The sequence below is a fragment of the Candidatus Pelagibacter sp. HIMB1505 genome (genome assembly GCF_052047915.1).
Taxonomy (GTDB): domain Bacteria; phylum Pseudomonadota; class Alphaproteobacteria; order Pelagibacterales; family Pelagibacteraceae; genus Pelagibacter; species Pelagibacter communis_A.
In genome coordinates, this window is the sequence record NZ_JBNAIR010000001.1 from 771,918 (window position 1) to 795,966 (window position 24,049).

The 24,049-nt window shown below is 28.0% G+C and carries 17 protein-coding genes; 6 read left to right on the top strand and 11 right to left on the bottom strand.

Features of this window, described 5'->3' with window-relative positions; all coding sequences use genetic code 11:
* The first annotated feature begins 45 nt into the window (after positions 1–45).
* Positions 46–6,240 carry an autotransporter-associated beta strand repeat-containing protein gene (locus ACTTAU_RS04025; RefSeq protein ID WP_438305332.1) on the top strand — a complete coding sequence of 2,065 codons (6,195 nt, stop codon included), beginning with the start codon at positions 46–48 and terminating at the stop codon, positions 6,238–6,240.
* Here the strand turns inward: ACTTAU_RS04025 and ACTTAU_RS04030 are convergent.
* Entirely contained in the window at positions 6,237–7,073 is an 837-nt protein-coding gene (locus tag ACTTAU_RS04030) for an AAA family ATPase (protein ID WP_438305331.1), read from the bottom strand. The genes ACTTAU_RS04025 and ACTTAU_RS04030 overlap by 4 nt on opposite strands.
* 51 nt (positions 7,074–7,124) lie before the next feature.
* Here ACTTAU_RS04030 and ACTTAU_RS04035 point away from each other — a divergent pair, with 51 nt between their 5' ends.
* Positions 7,125–7,757 carry a hypothetical protein gene (locus tag ACTTAU_RS04035; RefSeq protein WP_438305330.1) on the top strand — a complete coding sequence of 211 codons (633 nt, stop codon included), beginning with the start codon at positions 7,125–7,127 and terminating at the stop codon, positions 7,755–7,757.
* Entirely contained in the window at positions 7,757–8,821 is a 1,065-nt protein-coding gene (locus ACTTAU_RS04040; protein ID WP_438305329.1) for a putative zinc-binding metallopeptidase, read from the top strand. Before ACTTAU_RS04035 ends, ACTTAU_RS04040 begins: the two co-directional genes overlap by 1 nt.
* Here the strand turns inward: ACTTAU_RS04040 and ACTTAU_RS04045 are convergent.
* From ACTTAU_RS04045 to ACTTAU_RS04055, 3 genes are read right to left on the bottom strand one after another with little or no spacing between them, the layout of a single operon-like run.
* Positions 8,818–10,515 (bottom strand): tetratricopeptide repeat protein, encoded by a 1,698-nt coding sequence (locus ACTTAU_RS04045; protein ID WP_438305327.1) that lies wholly within the window; start codon positions 10,513–10,515, stop codon positions 8,818–8,820. The genes ACTTAU_RS04040 and ACTTAU_RS04045 overlap by 4 nt on opposite strands.
* A 33-nt stretch (positions 10,516–10,548) precedes the next feature.
* Positions 10,549–11,304 carry a prepilin peptidase gene (locus ACTTAU_RS04050; RefSeq protein ID WP_438305325.1) on the bottom strand — a complete coding sequence of 252 codons (756 nt, stop codon included), beginning with the start codon at positions 11,302–11,304 and terminating at the stop codon, positions 10,549–10,551.
* Complete coding sequence (locus ACTTAU_RS04055; RefSeq protein WP_438305323.1) at positions 11,305–11,817, bottom strand: STAS domain-containing protein; 513 nt, start codon at positions 11,815–11,817, stop codon at positions 11,305–11,307.
* Between the two features lie 38 nt (positions 11,818–11,855).
* Between ACTTAU_RS04055 and ACTTAU_RS04060 the strand changes: the two genes are divergently transcribed.
* Positions 11,856–12,596: a zinc-ribbon domain-containing protein gene (locus tag ACTTAU_RS04060; RefSeq protein WP_438305321.1), complete on the top strand. Its 741-nt coding sequence runs from the start codon at positions 11,856–11,858 to the stop codon at positions 12,594–12,596.
* Between the two features lie 8 nt (positions 12,597–12,604).
* On the opposite strand, the gene ACTTAU_RS04065 is transcribed toward ACTTAU_RS04060, so the two are convergent.
* Positions 12,605–13,285: a hypothetical protein gene (locus tag ACTTAU_RS04065; RefSeq protein WP_438305320.1), complete on the bottom strand. Its 681-nt coding sequence runs from the start codon at positions 13,283–13,285 to the stop codon at positions 12,605–12,607.
* 67 nt (positions 13,286–13,352) lie between these two features.
* On the opposite strand from ACTTAU_RS04065, the gene ACTTAU_RS04070 reads away from it, so the two are divergent.
* Complete coding sequence (locus ACTTAU_RS04070) at positions 13,353–14,996, top strand: hypothetical protein (protein ID WP_438305318.1); 1,644 nt, start codon at positions 13,353–13,355, stop codon at positions 14,994–14,996.
* Here ACTTAU_RS04070 and ACTTAU_RS04075 read toward each other — a convergent pair.
* Together ACTTAU_RS04075 and ACTTAU_RS04080 are read right to left on the bottom strand one after the other, a co-directional pair.
* Positions 14,988–15,692 (bottom strand): glycosyltransferase, encoded by a 705-nt coding sequence (locus ACTTAU_RS04075; RefSeq protein WP_438305316.1) that lies wholly within the window; start codon positions 15,690–15,692, stop codon positions 14,988–14,990. The genes ACTTAU_RS04070 and ACTTAU_RS04075 overlap by 9 nt on opposite strands.
* Positions 15,693–17,579 carry a hypothetical protein gene (locus ACTTAU_RS04080; protein ID WP_438305315.1) on the bottom strand — a complete coding sequence of 629 codons (1,887 nt, stop codon included), beginning with the start codon at positions 17,577–17,579 and terminating at the stop codon, positions 15,693–15,695.
* A 238-nt stretch (positions 17,580–17,817) separates the two neighbouring features.
* On the opposite strand from ACTTAU_RS04080, the gene ACTTAU_RS04085 reads away from it, so the two are divergent.
* Complete coding sequence (locus ACTTAU_RS04085) at positions 17,818–18,405, top strand: pilin (RefSeq protein WP_438305313.1); 588 nt, start codon at positions 17,818–17,820, stop codon at positions 18,403–18,405.
* A gap of 36 nt (positions 18,406–18,441) precedes the next feature.
* Here ACTTAU_RS04085 and ACTTAU_RS04090 read toward each other — a convergent pair whose 3' ends face one another.
* From ACTTAU_RS04090 to ACTTAU_RS04105, 4 genes are read right to left on the bottom strand one after another with little or no spacing between them, the layout of a single operon-like run.
* Complete coding sequence (locus ACTTAU_RS04090; protein ID WP_438305311.1) at positions 18,442–20,286, bottom strand: hypothetical protein; 1,845 nt, start codon at positions 20,284–20,286, stop codon at positions 18,442–18,444.
* The gene (locus tag ACTTAU_RS04095) at positions 20,270–22,201 is read right to left on the bottom strand and encodes a transglutaminaseTgpA domain-containing protein (RefSeq protein ID WP_438305308.1); all 1,932 of its coding nucleotides are present in this window, start codon (positions 22,199–22,201) and stop codon (positions 20,270–20,272) included. The genes ACTTAU_RS04090 and ACTTAU_RS04095 overlap by 17 nt, the downstream gene beginning before the upstream one ends.
* Entirely contained in the window at positions 22,194–23,105 is a 912-nt protein-coding gene (locus ACTTAU_RS04100; protein WP_438305306.1) for a hypothetical protein, read from the bottom strand. Before ACTTAU_RS04100 ends, ACTTAU_RS04095 begins: the two co-directional genes overlap by 8 nt.
* Positions 23,095–23,979: an AAA family ATPase gene (locus tag ACTTAU_RS04105; protein ID WP_438305303.1), complete on the bottom strand. Its 885-nt coding sequence runs from the start codon at positions 23,977–23,979 to the stop codon at positions 23,095–23,097. Before ACTTAU_RS04105 ends, ACTTAU_RS04100 begins: the two co-directional genes overlap by 11 nt.
* Positions 23,980–24,049 lie beyond the last annotated feature (70 nt).

The window sequence follows — 24,049 nt, forward strand, 5'->3', positions numbered from 1 at the left end:
CAAAATAATTAAAAAAGATTAAAAATAAAAAACTTATTCTTATAAATGAAAAAAATTTTATTATTTTTTATAGTAATCACTAATTTTATTGGTTTTTCATTTTTAGTTAATGCTGCAGACGTTACAATTAACGGCAATGACTCAACAGGTTATACTTTTGATGATGGAGACACTTTAACACTAAAAGGTCCTGCTAATGCTTCAGGTAAACTAAATTTTAATAGTGGATCAATATCTATCAACTCCATAACTGATAATGGTGATCAGATCACTGGTGAAGTTAATACTGTGTCAGGATCTAATATTGGTATTAACGTATCAAATGGCAATACTTTAACAATTAGTGCTACAATAGCTGGTCTAGGATCTGTAGATAAAGTTGGAGAAGGTATTCTTCTTTTAAACCAAAGTAATGTTTACACTGGTACAACTACAATTAGTGATGGAACATTACGATTAAGTGGTAGTGGAACATTATCGGATAGTACATCAGTGAATGTAGCAAGTGGTGCAACATTTGATGTTAATCCAACTAATACAATTGCTTCAATTGAAGGAAGTGGAACAATTGATATAGCATTTGGAGCAACTTTAACTGCTGGTGATGCAAATGATAAAGAATTTTCAGGTGTTATTCAGGGAGCAGGAAATTTTTCTAAAGCAGGTTCTAGTACTCTAACTTTATCTGGAACAAACACTTACACTGGTTCAACAACAATTAATGCTGGAACAATCTCAGTTGCTTCATCAGCTAATTTAGGTGCAACTCCAGGATCAGCAGATGCAGATAACATTATTTTTAATGGAGGTACGTTAAACACAACAGCTGATTTTACCTTAGGTGCTAACAAGGGTATTACCATGACTGGTGCAGGTACGATTGATACTGATGCTAGCACAACTTTAACCTATGCTGGCTCAATTACTGACTCAGGTGTTTTGACCAAATCAGGAACTGGTACTTTATCTTTATCAGGTACAAGTGATAATAGTGGTGGCATTTCAGTTTCAGCAGGTACATTAATTTCTTCATCTGCATCAGGTTTGGGTTCAGGAACTGTTACTGTAGACTCTGGAACTTCATTGAAAATAGATAGCACAACTACAAAAATAACAGTTGGAAATAATTTAAATATAGTTGGCTCTGGAATTTCTGGAGAAACTAATACTGGAGCTTTATTAGTAGATGGTTTGATTGATTTAACAGGAAAAATTACAATATCTGGTGATACTACCATTACAAAAAATTATTACATAAGTGGAAATAGCGGTCCAGCAGGTGACTATGGAGATTTTACTATCAATGTAAGTTCAGGCAATGCTATAGAAAATACCAACGCTGCAGACTCAGAAACAGTAACTTTTAATATAGTCGGTAACTCTAAAGGTAAGATTATTCTTGAAGATGCAATTAGTTTAGCAGGTGCATCAAGTGGAATAATTAAGCAAGGATATGGTGAATTACAATTAAAATCTGCTGACAATTCTTATTCTGGCTCTCTTACAATAAGTCAAGGTAGTGTAAGACTTTCTGGATCTGGAGCACTTCCTTCCGGTTCATCATTAGTTATGAATGGTGGGACATTATATTTAGATAACTCAAGCAATTTAACATTATCCTCATTATCTGGAAACTCTACTTCGTCGTCAATCAGCCTGAATAGTGATGGCTCTTCACAAACTTTAACAATTGGTGATTCAAACAATACTACTTATGCAGGACGGATTAGTGATTATGCGATGACAAATGATTATTTAACTGTAGAAAAAGTTGGCACTGGAACATTGACATTAACTAGTAATAATACGTGGGCAGGAGGTTCTCAAATTTCAGCAGGTAAAATTGAAATTGGCAATGACGGATCTTTAGGAACGGGGACAATTACCTTAAATGGTGGAACTTTATCTTCCAATTCAACAACAGCAAGAACTTTAGATGAAGCAATTGCTATTTCTGCAAGCAGCGCATTAGGAGATAGCACAAATACAGGTAAAATAACTTTATCAGGGAATACAACCTTTAGCGGCACAAATACGTTAACAGCTAATAGTGATATCGAGTTAAGTGGTAGTATAGACCTTGGTTCAGCAACACAAACTTTTTCTGTTGCTAGTGGAAAAAGTGCAACATTATCTGGAGCTATTTCAAGTGGTGCAATATCTAAATCAGCTGATGGTACATTAATAATTTCAGCGGACAATGATTATGCAAGTGGAACAACCGTATCAGCTGGAACACTAAGAGTTTCTGGAAGTGGTGATCTAGGAACAGGATCATTAACGATTGGTGCATCTGGTTCTTTAGATTTAAGAAATACTCTATCAGTTGCAAGTTTAGAAATTTCTGGTGCGGGTTCTGGAAATAGGATTACAAATGGTGACGCTGATGGAACCACTGCTAACTTAACAGTTTCAGGCACTAGTACCCTAAATGGTACTGTCAATACAGATGGAACTCAAACTTATAGCGGAACAACAACACTAGGTTCAGATGTTAATCTAACAGGTTCAACTGTTTCTTTAGCAGCTATATCTGGTGGTACAAATGCTTTAGCTATTTCAGGTAATTTAGATTTAAATGGAGCTGCATCTAGTTTAACTACCTTAAGTGTTTCTGGAACTTCTGATATTGGTGCAGACGTAACCACAACAGGTTCACAAACCTACTCAGGTGCTACTACTTTTAGTGCTTCTAGTACACTAACAGCTTCAACTGTAAATTTTGGTTCCACTGTTGATGGTGGAAACAATAATATTATTATTTCTGGTAACGCTGATATTGATGGAGCAATAACTAACACTAATGCTTTCAGTGTTTCTGGCGCAGGAGTAACTTCTAATATTGGTGCTGATATTACAACAGCTGGTGTTCAATTTTTAGGCAATGCAACATTATCAGGTACAGGAAACCGAACTGTTACTTCAACAGGCGGAAGTAATATAACATTTTATGGAATTACTGGTGCTTCAAAAGGTTTAACAGTTGATGGAGGATTTCAACTTTCTACCAATGATGCTACAGGACTTGCAAGTTTGAGTGTTACTGGAGCATCTACTTTAGCTGCAGATGTTACTTCAACTGGTGCCCAGTCTTATGATGGTACAACTACTCTTTCAAGTGGAGACAGAACATTAACTGCATCAACAGTTACTTTAAATGCTGTAACAGGAGGATCTAATGCTTTAACAGTGACTGGAAATTTAGACTTAGATGGTGCTGTTTCAGGTGTAACTAATATGTCTGTATCAGGCACATCAAACATTGGTTCAAATGTTACAACATCAGGTACTCAGAATTATCAAGGTACAACAACACTTTCTGGTGGTGACAGAACATTACAAGGTTCGACAATTACAATGGCAGCTGTCACAGGTACAGGGTCACATGATTTAACAGTTACAGGTAATTTAGATTTAGATGGTGCTGTTACAAATGTTGTTGAATTGGATATTACTGGCACATCAAATTTGGGTGCAAACGTTACAACATCAGGTACTCAGAATTATCAAGGTACAACAACATTATCTGGTGGGGATAGAACATTACAAGGTTCGACAATTACAATGGCGGCTGTTACTGGTGGATCAAACGCTTTAACAGTAACAGGAAATTTAGACTTAGATGGCGCTATATCAGGAGTAACTGATTTATCAGTATCAGGCACATCAAACATAGGTGCAGATGTTACAACAACAGGAACACAATCATATTCTGGTACAACAACTGTATCTGCAAGCTCAACATTAATTGGAACAGAAATTTCTGCAGCAGCAATAGCATTAAATAATGATTTAGAAATTAGAAATAGTAGCGACTCTACATTAGCAAGTGTTATTTCTGGTACAGGGGCATTAACAAAATCAGGAAGTGGTGCTTTAACTTTAAGAGGGGTAAATACTTTTGATGGAGATCTTACAGTATCTGCTGGTACTCTTTTTGCAGGTTTAGCTTCAGATAGTGGAAATCAAGTTATTGAAAATAATATAACTGTCAGTGGTGGTACTTTATCTGGAGGGGCAACTATTGGAGGAAATGTTACAGTTGCTACAGCTAATTTAGCACCAGGAAATAGTATTGGAACTCTAACAATAGATGGCAATGTTACTTTGGGTGACAACTCAACTACTACAATTGAATTTAATGATACGACATCTGATAAAGTAGTCGTATCTGGAAATATTACACTTGCAGGTGCATTAGTTTTAGAACCAGCAAACACAACTTATTCTGATGTAACACTTACAATTTTTGATGGATCTGGAGGATCTGGTAATTCATTATCTGGCACCTTTGCTTCAACTACTGTAAATAATAGTTCAAATTTAGGTGATGCAACTACCTCTATTTCTTATGACACTGTAAATAGAAAAGTATTTTTAAATATTGATGAGGATGGTGGGGTTTCATCAAATACTGTTAAAAGTTTAACAACAAAAAATAATTTTAAAGACATTGCTGAAGTATTTGATGCAGCGACAACTGGTAAAACTCTTGAAGTTGCAAATGTATTAAAAGCCTCTGATAGTAATTCAGTAAATACTGAGCTTGGAAAATTAAAAGGTACAGTGCTTGCTACAACTTTTACTCAACCTACTTTAAATCATAACAATTTTAACAGAGCTTTAAGTAGTGTTACTTCTTCTAATGTAAATACTTCATTAGTTAGTAGCTTCACGAGTAGTTCAAATGAATTAACTTTAGCTTCATTACAAGATGCTGGTTTATATGGGGATAAGACAAATTTTAATGAATATTTTGATTATTCAGACACCAGTGTTTTAGGCTTTGTTAAAAATAATAAGAATAGATCTATATTCAATGATTTTCAATCTGAAGACTCTGCAACATTTATAAGAACTTATGGGACCACAGCTGATCGAGATAATATCAATTCCAATTATACAGGTTACGACTCTGAGACAACAGGAATTTTATTTGGTCAACAATTTAAAAATGATGAAGAAACATTTACCGGTTACTCTTACGGTTTTACAGGTACAGATACTGATTATAAAAATAACTATGGTGAGTCCAAAACCTATTCAGTTCATGCCTCTTTATTCAAACAATATGATAAAAAAGACCATGGTTTAAACTTAATATCTGGAATGTATGTTTCGAAAACAGAAAGTGAGAGAAATGTTTCAGTATTTGGAACTTCAGTAAATGACAAATATGTTTCTGATTATTGGGATGTTGGAGTAAATCAAGAAGTTCAATATATTAAAAAGTATAAATTTGGTGAAGTAAGTGTTTCACCATCAGCAAAATTTAATTCAACTTATGTATTTAAAAGCGATACGGAAGAAACAGGGGGCGAGCTAGCTTTAAATGTTGATAATGAAAATTTATTTATAGTTAAACCTGAGCTTGGAATTTCAATTGGTGTCGATCTAAGTAAAAAAGAGAACATTAATAATGAGTTAAGCCTTGCAATGTTTGCTTCTCAAGATCATTTCATAGATGGTACCACTTCTAATGCTCGTTATAGCTCAGGCTCATCGTTCAATGTTGATTTGCCAAGAGATCAAGAAACTTATTATTCATTAGGACTTGGATATAATTTCTTAAATAAAGAAACTGATACAAGCTTAATGGCAAATGCATTTTTAATGCAAAACGAGGAAAGTGATATGAATTCAAATATTTTTTCTTTAACCTTTAGAAAACTATTTGGAGATTTTGCTAAAGGTAATGTTCCTCCAGTTATTGCAAAAAAACCTGAAAATGATCAAGAGGTTATAAAAGAAGCGTCGCCTAAAGATAAAAATACTATTAAAAAAGTTGAAAAAACTTTAGAGGAGTTTGAAGAAAATATTGAAATTGTTTTAAAAGAAAGTCCAACAGAACAGGAGGTTGCTAAAGTATATGAAAGTATTAGTAATAATTCAAAAATAAAAAGACAATTAACTTTAAATGATGTTTATAATAATTTAAGTGCAAATTGTTATGCGATTGAAAACAAACTAGTCCACTTAGTAAATTACTATGATAAGCAGCAATTATATAAAATTTTAGATAAATGTAATAAGCTTTCAAATCCAAAAATACATCTAATTGCAAACCGATTACATCAAATTCAGTTGGATGAAACAACTGCTTTACAAAAAATTTATTATAAATATTTAAGAATATTAAGTTATGTGCCTTTTGTAACTTTTGTAGCTTTTATTATTTTAGCTTATGAATTTATTAGAAGATATATTGTAAATCATTTTAGAGCAAAAAATACTGTTTAACTAAAATTATTAATTGTTGTTTCAATATCCTCTTTTTTAATCATCATGAGATCTAATTTTGTTTTCGTTTTCATCTGACTTAGTCTTACAGATTGAGTTTGAACACAACCCTCAAAAAAACGTCTTACATCCCTTGCATTAGAATATCGTTCACCAGTTATCTCTATAACTTTTTTACATGCATTTTGGATTGTGCCACTTGCATCATTTGCAATCATATAATTATTTTCACGACACATTTTGTAGAAAATTTGATAAAGCTCGAGATCGTTATAATTTTCAAAAATAATATTTCTCTTAAATCTTGATGCTAAACCAGCATTAGCAGCAACAAAATCATGCATATTTTTTTCATAACCTGCAACAATAACAATTAATCTATCTCTGTAATCTTCCATGTATTTAAGCAATTCATCAATTGCTTCTTGACCATTATCGTTAGGATCTTTTTTATTGATTAAAGTGTATGCTTCATCAATAAATAATACATTATCTATTGCTTGATTAAATTTTTCAGCAGCTCTTTCAGCCGTTTTTCCTTTTTCAGCAACAACTAAATCACTCCTCGTGACTTCAATAAGTTTACCCCCCTGAATTAATCCAAGGTCTCTATAAATTTCTGCTAATATTCTTGCAACGGTAGTTTTACCAGTTCCAGGATTGCCAGAGAAAATTAAATGCAAAGTTAAAGCTGGACCTTCTCCTAGACCTTGTTCTTTTCTTTCCTTAGTACTTTGTAAATAAGCAACTAGATTTTTAACTTCTTCTTTTACTTTTTTAAGACCAGGAAGTTTATTGATATCTTGTATGCTTTTTTGAAGAGCTTCACTCATTGATTTATGTTTAATATTAGTTAATTATTAATATTATAGAGTCTTAAATAAATGAAACTATTAATTCAAATATTTTTATTGTTATTCTTAACAAACCTTAATGCGATCTCTGGAGAACCAGGTGATTTACCAGGTCAAGAAGTTAATGAGCCAGAACAAATGTTTGATGAAAAGCCCGAGGAAAAAGAAGGTTTAGATGTTTCAAATATTGATAAATTATTACAACCTAAAAATACAGAAATTATATTACCAAAAAATAGACTAGAACAAATTTTTGATCAGCTTTTTCTAGCAGAGCTTAATGAGGATCAATTAGATATTATAGGTGAATGTGAAAAAAATATTGCTGATGGAAAATGTTTTAAAGTTGAACCTAATAAACTATCGAACCATTTTGATAACTATTATTTTTATACCAATTCTCAAAACCAAGTTTATTCAATCATTGCATTTAATAGTGAGAAACAAGGAGATTTAAATAGATGTAAGGAAAAAATCTCTATGTGGAAAGATTATTTTAATAGCTTTGATTTAATAGAAAAGGAACCAAACGATAATTTGCTAAACTTTGTGCTGACGGATGCACCACAACAAAACAGTATAGAAATATTTGCTTCCTGTTACACAGAACAATTTAGAGATATTACTTCGAGCTTTAGTATTAAGTTTTTTAAAAATGTTTAATGAGGATTTTATTTATCCTAATTTTAGTTCTTTTATTTCAAAATAAAGTTTTCGCAGGTAACATTACAGAAAAAGTTAGACAATCTTACAAAGAAAGAGCAGCGTTTGTAAAAAATTATATTTCAACAATCAAAGAAAATAGAAAAAAAGATAAAAAATTTAGAGGAACTATTGTCGAGTCTGTATCTGGTAGACTTTACACAAGAATGGGGCCTATCCCTCAAAATCAATTAGATAAAACTGCTCTAGAAGATTGTAAAAAAGATGGAGGCATTGATTGTTTAGTTCGATTTAGGACGCTTAAGAAAAATTTAAAATATAATCGATACGCAAAATTTATTAACTCAAAAAATAGTTTAAATGTTTTAGGGGAGTTTATTAAATCAAAAAAAATTTATTCATCAAAGGGTATAGATATATTGATTAGTACAGAAAATTTTAAAAATAAAAATAATTTCTTTTGTGGTCAAACAAAATCGAATTATCGAGACGTTATTAATGATTTAGTGAAAGAAATAAATATCTATCCATCAAGCTTTCTACAAAACTCAGGTTTAAAATATGTAATGATTTGTGAAAAAATTACAGATAAATCTCTTGGTTTTGAACCAGGAGGTCTAGCTCCAGGTCATGTTGATCAATCTCCTGGAGTTTTTTATTTAAATCTTTCTGCTGTAAATAAGTATAAAAATACCAAGGTAAAAAAAGAATATATTAGGTTGTTATTTCACCATGAATTTTATCATATCATTGATGCATCTCTATCATTGATGCAGTTAGATGAGCGTTGGGAAAAAATTAATAAGAACCCGTATTCTAGTGATTTAGTCGTTGGGGCATTAGGCATAGATACCTCTGTTGAAGGTTTTATATCTGGTTATGCAAGAAATAATTCAGCCGAAGATAAAGCTGAATTATTTGCTTTTATGATCTCTAAACATAATGCTTTTAAAAAAGCTATAGCGAATGATGAAATATTATTGAAAAAATCTCAATTAATGATTTCTCGACTAAAGGGATTGTCAAAAGAAATAGATAAAAATTTTTGGAGAAAGCTTAATTAGGCTTGTCTTAAATCACTTATATTTTTAATCAATTCTAGACTATCTTTTTCAACTCTAGAAAAAACATCAGACCAGTCTCCTTGGACTTTTTGTCTATAAATTCTAAAATTATCATACCAAATGGTTTCATCTTTTGAATTTAACCATCTCCAATCAGAAACTTTTGGTAGTAGCAACCATGTTTGAGTGCCAAGAGTTCCAGCTAAGTGTGCAATAGAGGTATCAGTAGTAATAACTAAATCTAAATATTTAATTATTGCTGCGGTATCTAGAAATTTTTTTGATCCTGTATCCATTAATAAATCGTAATTAATAATGTTTTCTTCAAATTTGAATTTTTCAATATCAGATACAGCAGGACCTTTTTGTAGGCTAATAAATGTTGCTAAAGGATTATTGATAATATTTTTAAATTTGTTTAGAGAAACTGAATTGTTTGCAACTCTAGGGTTTGAAGCACTTCCTTGCCAATTTAAACCAATTTTAACATTATCATTAATTGCAATTAATGTTTCCCACTCTAAAAGTTTGTTATCATTTATTTTGAGAACTGCTGGGAAAGGACAATTGCTACTTAAATCTGGTGTCAGTAAATATATCAAATTTTGCAAAGGTGCCCAATAATCATAATTGTCATAATCATTCTCAAGACTTACTATTTCATCAATAAACTCCATATCCTCAAATAGATGATGTAATTCTTCTTGGCATTGAAAGATGATTTTACATTTAAGTTGACTTAGAGTTTCAAGATATCTAGAAAATTGTAGAGTATTTCCTAACCCATCTTCAGCTACGATTAGAATTTTTTTATTTTCAACATTTTGACCATTCCATAATAAGTTTTTCTTATGTAAAACGGATTTAAAGTTTTTATCTTCATATATTCTGTGGCTATACTCTTTAAAACCTTCTTCAAAATTTGACATTGAAAGTAGGGTAGAACCTAAATTAATTTTTGATCGATTAAATCTTGGATTAAGTTCAATTGTCTTTCTATACATTTCAATTGCTTCAGAATATTTACCTGCATTCAGCAGGGTATTAGCAAAATTAAAATGCACTACATGAGAATCTGGTTTTGCTTTTATTGCTCTTTGATGACTAATTATTGCATCTTCGTATTTATGCTGAAGGTAAAACAAATTACCAAGATTACTTAAAATAAAGTGATTACTTGGGTTATTAATTAATCCTTGTTGATATACTTTAATAGCATCATCATAATTTTGATCTTGTTTGTATAATGTTGCAAGACTTAAATAAGCTTTTATTTCTTTTGGATCAATTTTGATTGCTGCTTTATAGCAATCAATTGCTTTTTCTAATTTTTTACTCTGTTCATAAACCAAGCCTAAACTCAGGTAACCTGCAACATAATGAGGATCGTGTGCTAATAAGTTAGTTAAAACTTTTTCAGCAACTGCATTATTATTGAGTAAAAAAATATTAGTGCCCAATCTATTTAGGGCCTTAGGATCAAAATTTCTGTCTAATGATGAAAAATAATACCAGAGAGATTTATCAAAATTATTTTGTTTATAATGAATGTCACCAATTAAATTATAAATTTCATGATTATTGGGATCTTGTTTTAATAAGTTAAAAGCATTTTGTTCAGCTAGACCATATTGTCTATTATCTAAAAGTTGATAATTTTTTTTAATATTTTGTGCAATTAACGATTTATTCATTTTTTAACGAATCAATTAATTAATATTATAACTTTAAATCAAATTATAAAAGAGCGAACCCAAATAGGGATACAGGGCTGAAGCAATCACTATAAAACATCCATAAGGAATTTGAAAATCTTTATCTTTTTTATAAAAATAAATAATTAGCGAACCGACAACTGCCCCAACAAGAGCTGAACTTGCTAATATTAAATAAATTGATTTTATTCCAAGCCATATACCAATCATTAAAAATAATTTCGCATCACCAAGGCCCATTCCTTCAACTTTCCTTATTTTAAAAAATAAAAATCTAATAATATAAATTACCAAATAACCAACCGCTCCTCCTAGTAAGGAACTTAAAATATCAACATCGAAAGGATTAAAATTAAAAAAAGTAAACACCAAACCTACTATTGATAATGGAATAGTGATTTTATCTAAAATTAAATAATACTTAAGATCGGTAAAAAATATTATTAATAGTCCAGAGTAAAAAATTATAAAAGCTAAACTATTAAAACTAATACCATATAACATATAAGCGTAGACAAATAAGCTTGCCGTTAAAACTTCAACTATTAGATAGCTTATGGAAATTTTATTTTTACAATTTTTACATTTACCAAAATTTAGGATGTAGGAAATTATTGGAATATTTAAATAAAAAGGAATTTTGTATTTACATGAAGTACAAAATGAACTTTTGCTAACCACATCTAAATCATTAGGAAGTCTGTAAATACAGACATTATAAAAACTTCCAACGATTGATCCAATTACAAAGGATATTAAGGTAAGCACTTACCTTTTAAATTTTATTTTATCACCGTCATCATCATCTCGTTTGATGCTAGGTTTTGTTTCTTCTGTTTGATTATTTTCAACTTCTTGATCTACTGGTTGTTGTTGAGGTTCTTCATTTGCAGAAAGATCGACATTCTCACTTGCTTGAGTCTCTGGCTCAGGGGCAGGAGTTGGTTCTGAACTGTCTTCAGCTGCATTTTGGTTTGTAACACTTTTGATTTTAAATATTTTATCTAAGTGAGCTAATTTAATAACTTTCATCACTTCGTTACTCACATCTGTTAGAGAAAATTCTTTAGAGCCACTTTTTGATAGCTGCATACCTTCAACTAAGGCTGCTATACCAGAAGAGTCTATATAGTTAACCTTTGAAAGTTGAACTTCAATTGTTTTAACTTTGTCGATTAAATCTTTTATATTTTCTCTGACTTGTGTTGAATTATCGAGGTCAATTTCACCTGAAAGAAATAGTTTACCTATATTCCCATCAATTTTTTGTTCAATAGACATATGTATTTTTTTATATTAATAGTCTAAAAATACAACATATGATTATCGACTGTATTTGTGGGAAAAAAAAGTTCAGATTGGCTGATGGCGTTATGCCAGCCGAAGGATCAAAAGTAAGATGTGGTTCCTGTTCTGAGGTATGGTTCTATCATCCAAATGAAGGAAGCTCACAAACTTCAGAAGAAAGTTTTAAAACAGAACCAACAAGTAGTCCAGTTGAAGAGAATGCGGTTGAAACATCAACAATAATTGAAGAACCTGCACCAGTTGAAAATCCAACAGAGACTAATGCAGAAACTCCACCTAGCGATGATCCAGAAGAATTATTATCTACTATAGACAATGATGCGGTTACCAAAGAAATTGAAGAAGAAAAAGAAAGTGAAGAAACTGTTTCAAATTTTAAAATATTTACTGATGAAGAAAAAGAATTTCCTTCAAAAGAGGAAATGGATAAAAATTTAGATAACTTTAGATTAGAAAGAGATAAAAATTTAAATTTTTTTCAAAAATTATTTAAAAAAGATAGACTTAAAGAAGCAGCAAAAGCTTTAGAGGAAAAGAAAAATCAACAACAATCAGAAGAAAAAAATAAAATTGATGTTGCAAGAAGAACAAGGTTATTATTTTATTTATTAATACTTTTATTTATTGTTTTTTCAGTTCTGATTGTGCCTTTAAGAGAAGAAGTTGGAATGGCTTTTCCATTTATGGAAAAATATCTTGAGTTTTTAAAACCGATGTATGATTACATCAAAAAACCATTAGGCTTTGAATAAAAATTAATTTAATTATTTTCAGGCTTATTTTTATTTTTTTCAGCTAATTTTTCTTCTTCAGCTTTAAATTTTTCAATTATTTTAGCTTTATCTTTTAATAATTTTTCTTTACCAGGAAAAACATAAACTCCAATTTTACCCTCTGCTAATACTTTATCAGAAGTAGGATTTTCTCTTGTGACCTCTTCTTCAATTATATTGATCTTAAAATCTGTTTCAGAAATCTTATTTTTTAAAAAAGTTAAATTTTCATATGTGCTTAAAAATTGGTACTCAATGTAGTTTATTGAATAAGTTTTGCCTAATTGATCTGCTTTACTCTCATTTAAGCTGTTAATTTGTACATTAAATTCATTTGCCATTCCAGAAATAGAGTTTTTAAAGTTTTGAAATTCAGTAGGTGACATAAACATCATGATTTCTTTGATGTACTCATATTCACTTTTATTTACATCTCTACCAACTTTTGCCATTTCAAGAACAATGTCGTCAGATTTTTCCTGGATGTCTCCAGTGCTAGCTATAAGTCTGTTTTGTTTGGATAATTGTAGTGATGTATAGATCTCACTGATGATTAACAGTAAAAAAGAAAAAACCATCACAGTAAAACCAACAACAACAAATTTAGATTTGTCTCTTATCGATTCGTCTTCAACTACTTTTGATTTATTTTTTCCTAATCCAAACATTATAATTTTTTTACTATCATTTACTGGTTTGATAAACTGTTAATGATTCGTACTTAAAAATTATTACATGAAAAAAAGCCCAAATTACATCAAAAAAACCCTTGATGAGATTAAACTTGAATTATTGAAGGATAAAAAGCTTCAACTATCAAGACAACTTTACGTTCAAAAGCTAAAAGAAATATTTAATGAACAAGTGATTGATTTAAAAGATGGTGTTGAAACAAGAATGTCATCCACTGGAACTGATAAAACTGTTGCAGTCAGCTCTACTAACGAGACAACAACCACAACTGTTCAATCAAAACCAAAGCATCAAAACTCTAAAAATGAGAAAATAATTTTTTTAAATAACGAAGTCATTGAAAATAATTTAAGCGAAATAGAAGAGGCCAATAAAGAGCTATTTAATTTTGGCAATTCTGATGAAAATATAATTGAATTAAAAGAAGAGGTTTCTAAAAAAGATGATCAAAAAATCATAGATTTAATTGATGAAGTTGATGAAATCATTAATTTAACCGAAGAGATTGCAGAAACTGTTGTTGTGGGCAAACAAGAAGCTGAACAACAACAAGTAATTGCTAGCAGTCAAGAACAAGAAGAAATTAAAAAATCTCAAATATTTTCCAATGAACAATTGGAGATGCTGAATGCTAAAATAAATGATCTTGATTTAAATAGTTCTGAGTTAACTGAAAAGTTAGATGAATTACTTAATCAAAAAAATCTTTTCTCAGAGAAATTTAATAATGAGCTAGATGTTAAATTAACCGATGCACTTATTCGATCTGAAGAAAGTATTGAGAACAAACTAAATAATATCAATGATAGTTATCATAAAGAGTTTGAAAAATATGAAGATGAAGCTAATAAAAACTTTGCAAATTTAGAAGATCAAATTGCTCAATTAAATAACCAATTTGATAACATTCAAAATAATATTAATACAATCTCTTCAAAAATAGATGAGAATATCAATCAGTTAAATGACCCGCAAAAATTAAGTGAAAATTTAAATTTAGAAAAACGGTTTGAAGATAAAATTAGTGATCTAAAAGACTATAATTTGAAAATTGAAAATTCATTGAATAATCTAAATAATAAAATTGACGAAACTCTAGATAATATTTCAGCGTACAGAAATGAAGCAACTCAAAAAATTGAGGAATTAAATCAAAAAGTTCAAAATATAGAGCCTGAGTTAATTAATAAAATTGAGGAAAAACAAAAAAATAAAAGTGAGTCTGAAAAACTTCAGGATAAGTTCGATCAAATGTCTAAAATTATGGATTTGCAAAATATGAGAATGTTACAGATGTACCATTCATCAGAACTGCAACATAGTCATTCAATTTTACAAAAAAACATGGAAACTAAAACCTCTGCTCCAGCATCTGAGCAAAAATCTATAGATCCTGAATTAATTTCAGAAGAAATAAAAAAAGAATTTTTTCCTAAAATTCAAAAAGAAATGGATAAACAATTTAATTTATTGAGAGAACAACTGTCTGAATATGAAATAAAAAGTATCTTCGATAAAATTGGCTCAACTGACCTTAATAAAGAGTTTAAAAAACCAATTAAAAGATTTTCAAATTTGGTTGATGCAAGAAAATATGTAAAAAATTCGATTTCAAAAAAATCTAGAGACTGGTTGAAAAATAACGAGACTATGATTGATGAGATTGCAAAAAAGCTATTAGGTTAATAGTTTCTTCACTAAACTAGTCACATAAAATTGAATTAATATTAATAAAATTTTGAAATTCATTTTACTTTCACTTTCATAGCGTCTGTTAAAATCTATAAAGACATCTTTAGTTTTTAATTTTGTTTTTGAGTTAATTAATAAATCAGCTAAAATTTTAAATCCTTTCCCAAAAAATCTGTTCTTATTTTTTAAATAAATATCTTTTTTAAATAAGAAAAAACCACTCATTGGATCTTTTGTTTGAATGTTAAAAACTTTAAACAAAAAAATTAGAAATACAGACGCAAATCTTCTTGTTTCAGATAAACCTTTGTTTTTCCCAGATGTTAATTTTCTTGCTCCAATAACAACATCTTTTCCTTTGTAAAATTCCTTAAACATTTGTGGAATATATTTTGGATCGTGCTGTAAATCTGCATCTAAAATTAAAATATTTTGATATTTTGATTTTTTAATACCATCAAAACAAGACTGGGTTAGGTCTCTATTTTTTTTTCTTAAAATTGGGTTAAAAAATTTATATTTTTTAGATAAAGCTAATAATATTTTTTTGCTTTGATCAGTCGAATTATCATCAACGAAAATAATTTCAAATTTAGTTTTTTTTAAAACTTTGATAATTCTTAGTGTTAAAGGTTTAATATTTTTTTCTTCATTAAGAGCCGGTATAACTATACTTATTTCATGTCCCATTTAATTTGTTTCAGCAATTAAGTTAGAAGTTGTTTCTCTTAAAAAAGGATTCATTTTGATTGCATCTTTATAAAGTTTAGTGGCTTCCTCATCTAATCCAAGTTTTTTCAAGGTAATTGCTGCATTATATAAAGCTGTTGCATGGAGAGGATTTATCACATTTGCTGTTTTAAAATTTTCTAAAGCTTTCTCATAATCTTCTCGATAAAAACTTATTTTCCCTAGTTCAAAGTATAAATCATCTATAGGAGGATCTAAAAATGTCACTCTTCTTGAAGGTGTATCTAACTGAGTTCTTATTTCTTCGTATTTTTCAAAGATTTTTTTTATTTGATCTTCGGCTTTATTATAATCTTCATACAATGTGTAGAACCTTGCTAATTTAAACCTTGCTGGCGGACTATCTTTGAAATTTTTTTCAAACTCTTTTTCAAAAAATTCAATGCCTTTTTCGTTTTTTTCATAAATGTAGTATCTTAAAAACTCTAATATAGCTTCATCAAAGGATGTATCCAATTGGTACATTTGATACAAATTAAATCTATAAGTTGTCATATCATTTTTTAAAATGGCATCTCTCATTTCAACTCCAAAAGAATATCTAAAAACATTTTTAGGACTATTTTCATCTGTTAAAGTCATAAACACAGTATTATTGATATAAACTTTACTTCTATCGTAAAGAACAAATACTGAAGATAGTATGATTAACCCATAAAAACTTAAGATTAAGGTTTTTTTATAAAGATGATTAAAAAATTTATTAAATATCCAGGCTAATAATAATGATACTGATACAACTGATGAGTACTGATATCTTTCAGCTAAATTTGAGATTAAAGGAAAACCTGTTTCAATCATCCCAAACATGACAGGTAAAGTTAAACTTGCGATAATCCAAAAAACAGTAATTATTAAAATAGGATCTTTTTTTTTAAAAAATAAATAAAATGCTAATATTGTGTAGATTAAAAAAAGGATAAATACAATTATTGATAAACCTAAATCATAGTTTGTTGCATAAACATATATATGCTCGTAGGGGAAAAATAATCCAATTAAATAAAATTTTAGTGAAGTTAAAAAATAAAATAATAAATCATCAAAATTTCCATAAAAACTAAGACTATTTTTTTCAGTAAAAACTGTTCTTAAATAATAGTAGACAATAAAAGTCACACACAACAAAATAAAAATATCAAAATTCTTTTTAAAATTTTCCCTCAAATTCATTTGATGGAAATTGAGTAAAAAAATAGTCAATGGAATTAAACCCGCTAAATAAATAGTCATTAATTTAGAGCACAAAGATAAAAAAAATAATAATGATATGAAAAAATAATTTATAATTCTTTTATTATGAACATTTGAGATACAATAGATGAAAGTTAAAAGTCCAAAAAATAAAGCTAAGCTTTCATTTCGGGTAGTGATATTAAAAATAATTTGTGATGTGATAGGATGAAATAAAAAAATTAAAGAACTTAAAAAAATGAATATGTTGACTCTTAAATTATGTTCGACTTTAAAAATTTTTTTTATTAATAGGTAAACTAAATAGCTATTTGTTACATGTAAGAAAATATTTGTAAATTTAGCTATTTTTGAATTTAAAATTTCAATTCCATTAAAGTTTAATAAAAAAGTAAAAAAATTATCCAATTCATGCGTTAAAAAATAAACAGGATAAAAATGAAATTTAGCATAAAAAAAACTTGATATAAGCTTGGCGTCTCCAGGCGATTTCGTGAAACGATCTACTAAAGCAAAATCATCATATGTTCTTCCAAAATCTAAAGTATGTCCGAAAAAAATTAAAAAAAGACTAAACGAGATGCAATAGATGACATATTCAAATATTTTATTTTGAGTATCTGTCAGTTTCATAAAGTTTTTTTAATAATTTATTTTGATTTAATTCTTTAACTTACAGATCAATATTGTAAAAATTTTTATGAATATTTTTCTTTATATTCCATTATAAGCTAATTACACCCCAAAATGGGTGATAATAAACTCTTATACTACAAGCTAAAAAGGTTATTTTTATCATTTACATCATAACCAAAATCAGTAGAAGAAGCTCATATATATATAATTCTTTAATTAAAGGAAAAACATAATTATGAAAAAAACACTACAAAAAGGTTTCTCACTTGTTGAGCTTCTAGTTGTTGTTGCAATTATTGGAGTATTAGCGGGTGTTGGAATAGTGGGTTATCAAAGTTATACAGATTCTGCTAAAAGCAGAGTAGCTGTTGCTAACTTTAACTCAGTAAAAAGATTTGTTGAAACAGAATTAACTCTGTTGAACAACAATATCCAAACAGTTTCTGGAGCAATTAGTGCAGGTAGTTCTTGTTCTTCATTAACTCCTTACACAGTTTACAGTAATACGTTGTCTGACTTTGTAGAAGGACTAACTTGTTACTTTGCAACTGATGGATATGGTAATGCTTTTAAAAACCCATATGATGCAGCTGGTGGAAACCAAATAGTATTTAACTCTGCAGCCGCTGCTGTTAAAAAGGGTCAAGTTAACGTAAAATTTTTCCCTTCTGCTGATGCAACAGTTAACGGTGCGGTAATTCCTTCTGGAGGAATTTTTGCATCAGGTTCAACTTCAGGATATTTCTTAGTGGAATATTACACTGAAGATGGCTCCGCTGGAAGCACTGGAGAATATAAAGCAAAAGAATTTCAACTTAAGTAAATTAAGTTAAAATTAAAATATTTAATTAAACCCCCTCTAAATTTTTTTAGAGGGGGTTTTTTTTATAGCTATTAAAAAATAAAAAAATGAAATTAAAGTAAAAATAAAAGTTATTAAGCTTAAATAATTAAAAAATATTTGTAACTTTAATTGTTTAAATTCATAAGGTTTGTAATTTAAAAATTTAGTCAATTCTTCTTTATTAGTTGCCTTGAATAGAAAATTTTCTTTACAATTATTTTCTTCAGGATTTAGATAACACGATGGATTAATGAAATTAAGATTTCCATTTCTTTCAAAAAAAGGATCTCCCTTATATATATTCATAGTTTGATTAAAATTTTGATCATTTGAGAATTCATGTTTAATAGTCCAAATCTCATGATGATTAAATATTAAAGGTTTTACCACAGGTTTAAGTGCTTCTAGGCTATATCCGAATACTGAAAAATAACAAAATTGAATAGATTCATTTTCTAAAAAAAAGTCATGTTGTTTAGGACCGTCTACTTTAGAGTCTTTGTCTAAAATTGTTAGAATTTTTTCAATATTATACTCATCTATATTTGATCTTGATACTTCATAATTTAATAAGTCTTTCAGATTTGTGTGTGAAAAAAGATTATATAATTTATTTCTATCAAAAGATAAGTTTTGAATAATTATTATTGATAAAAATATAATCGCAAAAGTATTATTTTTTTTAAAAGAAATTTTATCAAACATCATTGCAGTAAGTATTGAAAATAAGATTATTAATGGAGCAAGCATTCTGAAAGATATCCAATCATTTGTTATAAAAGGTATTTTTCTTACAATTGATCCAAGAGTAGTATTTGAAAAATTTAGCAGGATTAGAATAAAAACACTTACGAATAAAATAAAACTAAAAGTTAATTTAAATTTATCATCAGTAATTTTTGGTAAATTTCTTAGATAAATTATGAAAACTAATAAAGGTAAAATTGTTACATTGAACGATAATTCTTCAATAGATAAATTTGCTGACATTGAGCTAACATCATTTTCTATGCTTTCTCTTGGAAACAAAAAGAAAAAGTCAAAAAATACAGAGACAAATTTCCAAATACTATCAAAGTATATTGGCGATACATCTCTAGATAAACCTTCTACAAACGACCATGCAGCATATATTTTAGAGGCAGAAATTAACAATCCAATTAAAACACTAATTGAAACATAAAGTATGATTTTATAATTTTTGTATTTAATTAAATGCAATAAAGTTAAAAAAAATACAGAAACTAAAATTTCCATAATTATTCTAGTGCCACCACTATGCATCATGATTGCAAAAATTAATGCTGAACTTGTAATTAGAAAAAAAGAGTATTTTTTATTGGTTTGATCTAGAGATATTGCTGAAATATAAAAAAATATTGGAATAATAGAGAATAAACCCCAACCAATATGTCCTGATAAATAATGAAAAGCAAAATAATGATTAAAGAGGAATATAGTTGATCCAATTAAAGCTGCATTATTAGTGAGTTTAAATATTCTTCTTAAAATTAAAAAAGAGCCAAGATATCCCAAAAAGGAATATATAAAAAAGACAACCTTAAATGTTGTTAAAGGTTTTAAAAAAAAAAATAAAAATTGAATAGGTGAGTAAAATTCTGATTGAGGATTTGAAAAAAAGGGTGCACCACAGCAAATATGTGGTGTAAACCAAGGAACAGTTAATCCATTCTTTAAAAACCAAATTTTCCCAAATATTAATCTTGATAAAGCTGATTGGTAGTCAAAATGAAAAGATCCAATATTCAAATAAGATAGAAACATTATTTGATGAATTGCAAATATTAGAACTGCTAAAGAAATGAATAATGCTTTATTTTTATTATTTAAAGTAAGCATATTTAATTATTTGAAAATTAATTGAGTAAAAATTTTTAAATGAAATTTTATATTTTTTATCAAATTTAATTTGTTCATAAAGTTTAAATAAATCTTCAAATCTTCTTTGATCTATATTTTTTAACGATTTGTAAATTTCTTGGTGGGTCATATAATTTGATAAATTCTTATTATTTTTTCTAAGTTTATTAAAAAATAATTTGTATAAAAAGTTTCTAGCATAAATAAATAGCAATATCTTTATAAGATAAATGATGGCTATTATTGAAAATAAAATAAAGAAAATTGATTTGTACATATCTGTGTTAGAGAGTTTTTCTTTGATAAAATTTGTTCTAGATCTTTCATCATATCTTAAAAAACTATTAGTCCACACATAATTGATATATTCAAAATAAATTCCAACTCTATTAATATCTATTTTTTGCTCATTATTCGAAGTTACCGTAGATGTCTCAAAACTTTCGAAGTTAGAATTGTTTGAATTAAGAATATTTTCATTTGGCACAGAAAGGGTTGGATCATATAAAACCCAATTATTATCTATAAATATTTCCACCCAAGAATGGGCATCACGCTGTTTAAAAGTATAAAAATTACCAAGATTATTATACGATCCACCATAATAACCAGTAACAATTCTAGCTGGGATGCCAGCTAACCTTGCAAGTATAGTAAAAGTTCCAGCGTAATACTCACAGTATCCAGTTTTAGTATTGAAGAAAAAGTTTTCATAATCGTTACCTTGATTAACTGGAGTTAAGCTATAAAAAAAATTATTCGTTTTAAATTCGTTTAATATCTTATCTAAATAATCCTTAGGACTATTTGCATTTTCAAAGTTTGTTTTTGCCCACTGTTTTAACTTTGGGGAAATATTGTTAGGTAAAAGTGTATAAAAATCTAAAAGTTTTTTTTGATATATTACATCTCTTTTATCATAAATTAGTTTGTAAGATTTTTTGTTGGTCACTATCTTATTAGTTGTGAGAGTATTGTTTATAAGGTTTAAATTTAAATTTGAATTTTTAAAGTTATAATTGTCTAATTTTGGAAACCATTTTTTTTCATGAGGGAACATGATTAAAGATGCATCTACATCTTGTTTTTCAATAGGATTTGAAACCTTAAAACTATTTTTAAACTGGGCTAATAGTATTTTATACTCAGAATTTAACCAATCTTTACTAACACTTAATTTGTCAAATACCTTTACTCTAAAATAATATTTTTGATCATTATCTTGAATATTAGTTTTAAAAATAAAAACATTTTCTTCACTATCTGAAATATTTTGAAATGAACCTAAGCTTATTTTGTCAGGGATTCCTAATTGATTTTTTTTAGTTTCAAATAATTTGATATTTAATTCTGCTCTTGGAAAGACAAAATAAATAATTGCAATGATTGGAATGATACTCAACGCAAATATAAAATATCTGAAAAGGTTATTTAAGTTTAATTTTAAAATTTTGGTTTGATTTAAAGAATATAAATGAATGATCGATAGTAAGATTATAATAAATGACAACAATGAGCTGATTAAATCTTGGCCATATACTAGAGAGCCTACCGCTAAAAACACACACGAAAATCCAAAAAAATAATGATTTTCTTTTTTTTCTATCTCTGAATATTTAAGAAATATTAAACCTAATATTAAATTGATAAAATATTCTTTAGATAATGTTTGGTCATTTAAAACAAATAAAATGTAAATTGTTGTTATAGCTAAAATAGAGCTAAATACTTTCTTATATTTATAACTAAAGCTTTTTTGAATAATTGCAAAAAAGAATAATATTAGAAAAAAAACATTAGTGGAAATTTCAACATCAGGAATTAGAACTAAATAACTGCAAACCAGTATCGCTAAAGCATTAAAGTTATAATTCAATAAATTTATACTAGGCATTAGCAAGATAGGTTAAAAGTTTATTTCTATGATCTAAAGAGCAAGCAATTGCAGAAATAAAGTCCTTATTCTTTAGTAAAAATGGTTTTTTTAATTGATAGAAATATTCAATTAAATAACTGGCATAAGAGAGTTTTTTTTCAAAACTTTCAGCAGTAATCTTTTGTAAATCTATTGTTATGTGTTGCAAATTATTAGAAAATTTGAATTTTTTTTCATAAAGCTTTTTTTTAATAGATGAATGTTTCCATGAAATTTTTGATAAATTAATATTTTCTTTGTTTTCTTCTATTTTATCAAACTCATAATCAAAGCCTTCATCAGTATTAAGTTGATATAGTTGATCAAATATTTCATTTGAAGGTCTAATGGGCTCTGGATAGATAGTTAAACGCTCTTTAAAAGATACATTAGTAAATGTTTTTATAATTCCAAAAGGAAATAAAGAGTGAATGTTTAAAGTAGGAGCATCTACTTTACCTCTTTGATCAAATTTATATTTTAAATTAATTGTTGTTTTATGATTGATATCTTTTTTAGTAGTTTCGTTTTCTAGATCAAAATTAATATTTAGCCTTTCTCTATTTTGCTTGTCATTGATTAGGTAAATTAAATTTACAAATTTATTTGCTGGATGAAGTTTATTATTAATAGCTAAGTCTAAATTGAGTAAATTTTGATAAGAGATTAAAATTGAAATGAAATAGATAAAAAAAAGAACAATTGATAATAATAATGCAAAATTATTTTGATAAAAAATAGCTACTGCAAAACAAAAAAAAATTAAAGCAGCAATTTGAAATCCTTTTAAATTTGGAAAAATATATAAATTTTTTCTACTGATAGTATTAAGATTTTTTAAGGATTTTTTTAAAATAATTTTTTTCCAAAAACTATTTTTCATCAGGTAGTGGTACTTTATTCAAGATTTCATTATTCATGAATTCTATAAATTCTTTTTTTTCAACAATATTTAGACGATGACGAAGTATAAAAGGCAAAATATCTTTAATCTCTTGATAGGTCACATATTTGTTTGAGTTTAGAAAACTTAACGATTTTGATAGATGAATAGTTTGTTTTAAACATCTAGGAGAGATATGAGTGTTATTAAAATTGTTTTTAATATACTCAGATATATTATCCAAATATTCAATTACATTATCATTTACATTTATTTGATTAATATCTTTAACTACTTCATTAAATGAAAAATTAGATTGAATTGAATTGTTATCTATTTCATTCTTTAATAATTTAATTCTTTGATCTTTGCTTAATTCTTCTAAAGAAAATGAGATAGTAAATCGATCTAATTGAGATTCGGGTAATAATGAAGTTCCAGATAAGTCAGAGGGGTTTTGAGTAGCAATGACTGAAAATGGTTTAGGAAGTTCAAATGTATCTTTATCGATTGTAACTGTTTTTTCCTCCATAGACTCGAGAAAAGCACTCTGCGTTTTTGGACTTGCACGATTTAATTCATCTGCAAGAACAATGTTTGTAAATATTGGACCTTTATTAACAATAAACTCATCATTTTTTAAAAAAGTATATCCAAGAATATCACTTGGCAATAAATCAGATGTAAATTGAATTCTTTTAAATTTTAAGTTCATTGCTGAAGTTAAAGATTTTGCAAATGTTGTTTTGCCAGTGCCAGGAAGATCCTCGATTAATATATGACCACCGCTCAAAATGGTGGCTATGGAAATTTTAATCTTAAACTCATTTCCAATAATATTTTTTTGAATATCTTTAATTAGTTTATCAATCATATTTAATATACTTACATCTATTAGACGATAATTTTTAATATCAAAATAAAAAATTGTAAAACCAACATGA

Coding starts and splice junctions, on each gene's coding strand:
- ACTTAU_RS04025 (WP_438305332.1), top strand. CDS start 46: ATGAAAAAAATTTTATTATTTTTTATAGTAATCACTAATTTTATTGGT.
- ACTTAU_RS04030 (WP_438305331.1), bottom strand. CDS start 7,073: ATGAGTGAAGCTCTTCAAAAAAGCATACAAGATATCAATAAACTTCCT.
- ACTTAU_RS04035 (WP_438305330.1), top strand. CDS start 7,125: ATGAAACTATTAATTCAAATATTTTTATTGTTATTCTTAACAAACCTT.
- ACTTAU_RS04040 (WP_438305329.1), top strand. CDS start 7,757: ATGAGGATTTTATTTATCCTAATTTTAGTTCTTTTATTTCAAAATAAA.
- ACTTAU_RS04045 (WP_438305327.1), bottom strand. CDS start 10,515: ATGAATAAATCGTTAATTGCACAAAATATTAAAAAAAATTATCAACTT.
- ACTTAU_RS04055 (WP_438305323.1), bottom strand. CDS start 11,817: ATGTCTATTGAACAAAAAATTGATGGGAATATAGGTAAACTATTTCTT.
- ACTTAU_RS04060 (WP_438305321.1), top strand. CDS start 11,856: ATGATTATCGACTGTATTTGTGGGAAAAAAAAGTTCAGATTGGCTGAT.
- ACTTAU_RS04065 (WP_438305320.1), bottom strand. CDS start 13,285: ATGTTTGGATTAGGAAAAAATAAATCAAAAGTAGTTGAAGACGAATCG.
- ACTTAU_RS04070 (WP_438305318.1), top strand. CDS start 13,353: ATGAAAAAAAGCCCAAATTACATCAAAAAAACCCTTGATGAGATTAAA.
- ACTTAU_RS04075 (WP_438305316.1), bottom strand. CDS start 15,692: ATGGGACATGAAATAAGTATAGTTATACCGGCTCTTAATGAAGAAAAA.
- ACTTAU_RS04080 (WP_438305315.1), bottom strand. CDS start 17,579: ATGAAACTGACAGATACTCAAAATAAAATATTTGAATATGTCATCTAT.
- ACTTAU_RS04085 (WP_438305313.1), top strand. CDS start 17,818: ATGAAAAAAACACTACAAAAAGGTTTCTCACTTGTTGAGCTTCTAGTT.
- ACTTAU_RS04090 (WP_438305311.1), bottom strand. CDS start 20,286: ATGCTTACTTTAAATAATAAAAATAAAGCATTATTCATTTCTTTAGCA.
- ACTTAU_RS04095 (WP_438305308.1), bottom strand. CDS start 22,201: ATGCCTAGTATAAATTTATTGAATTATAACTTTAATGCTTTAGCGATA.
- ACTTAU_RS04100 (WP_438305306.1), bottom strand. CDS start 23,105: ATGAAAAATAGTTTTTGGAAAAAAATTATTTTAAAAAAATCCTTAAAA.
- ACTTAU_RS04105 (WP_438305303.1), bottom strand. CDS start 23,979: ATGATTGATAAACTAATTAAAGATATTCAAAAAAATATTATTGGAAAT.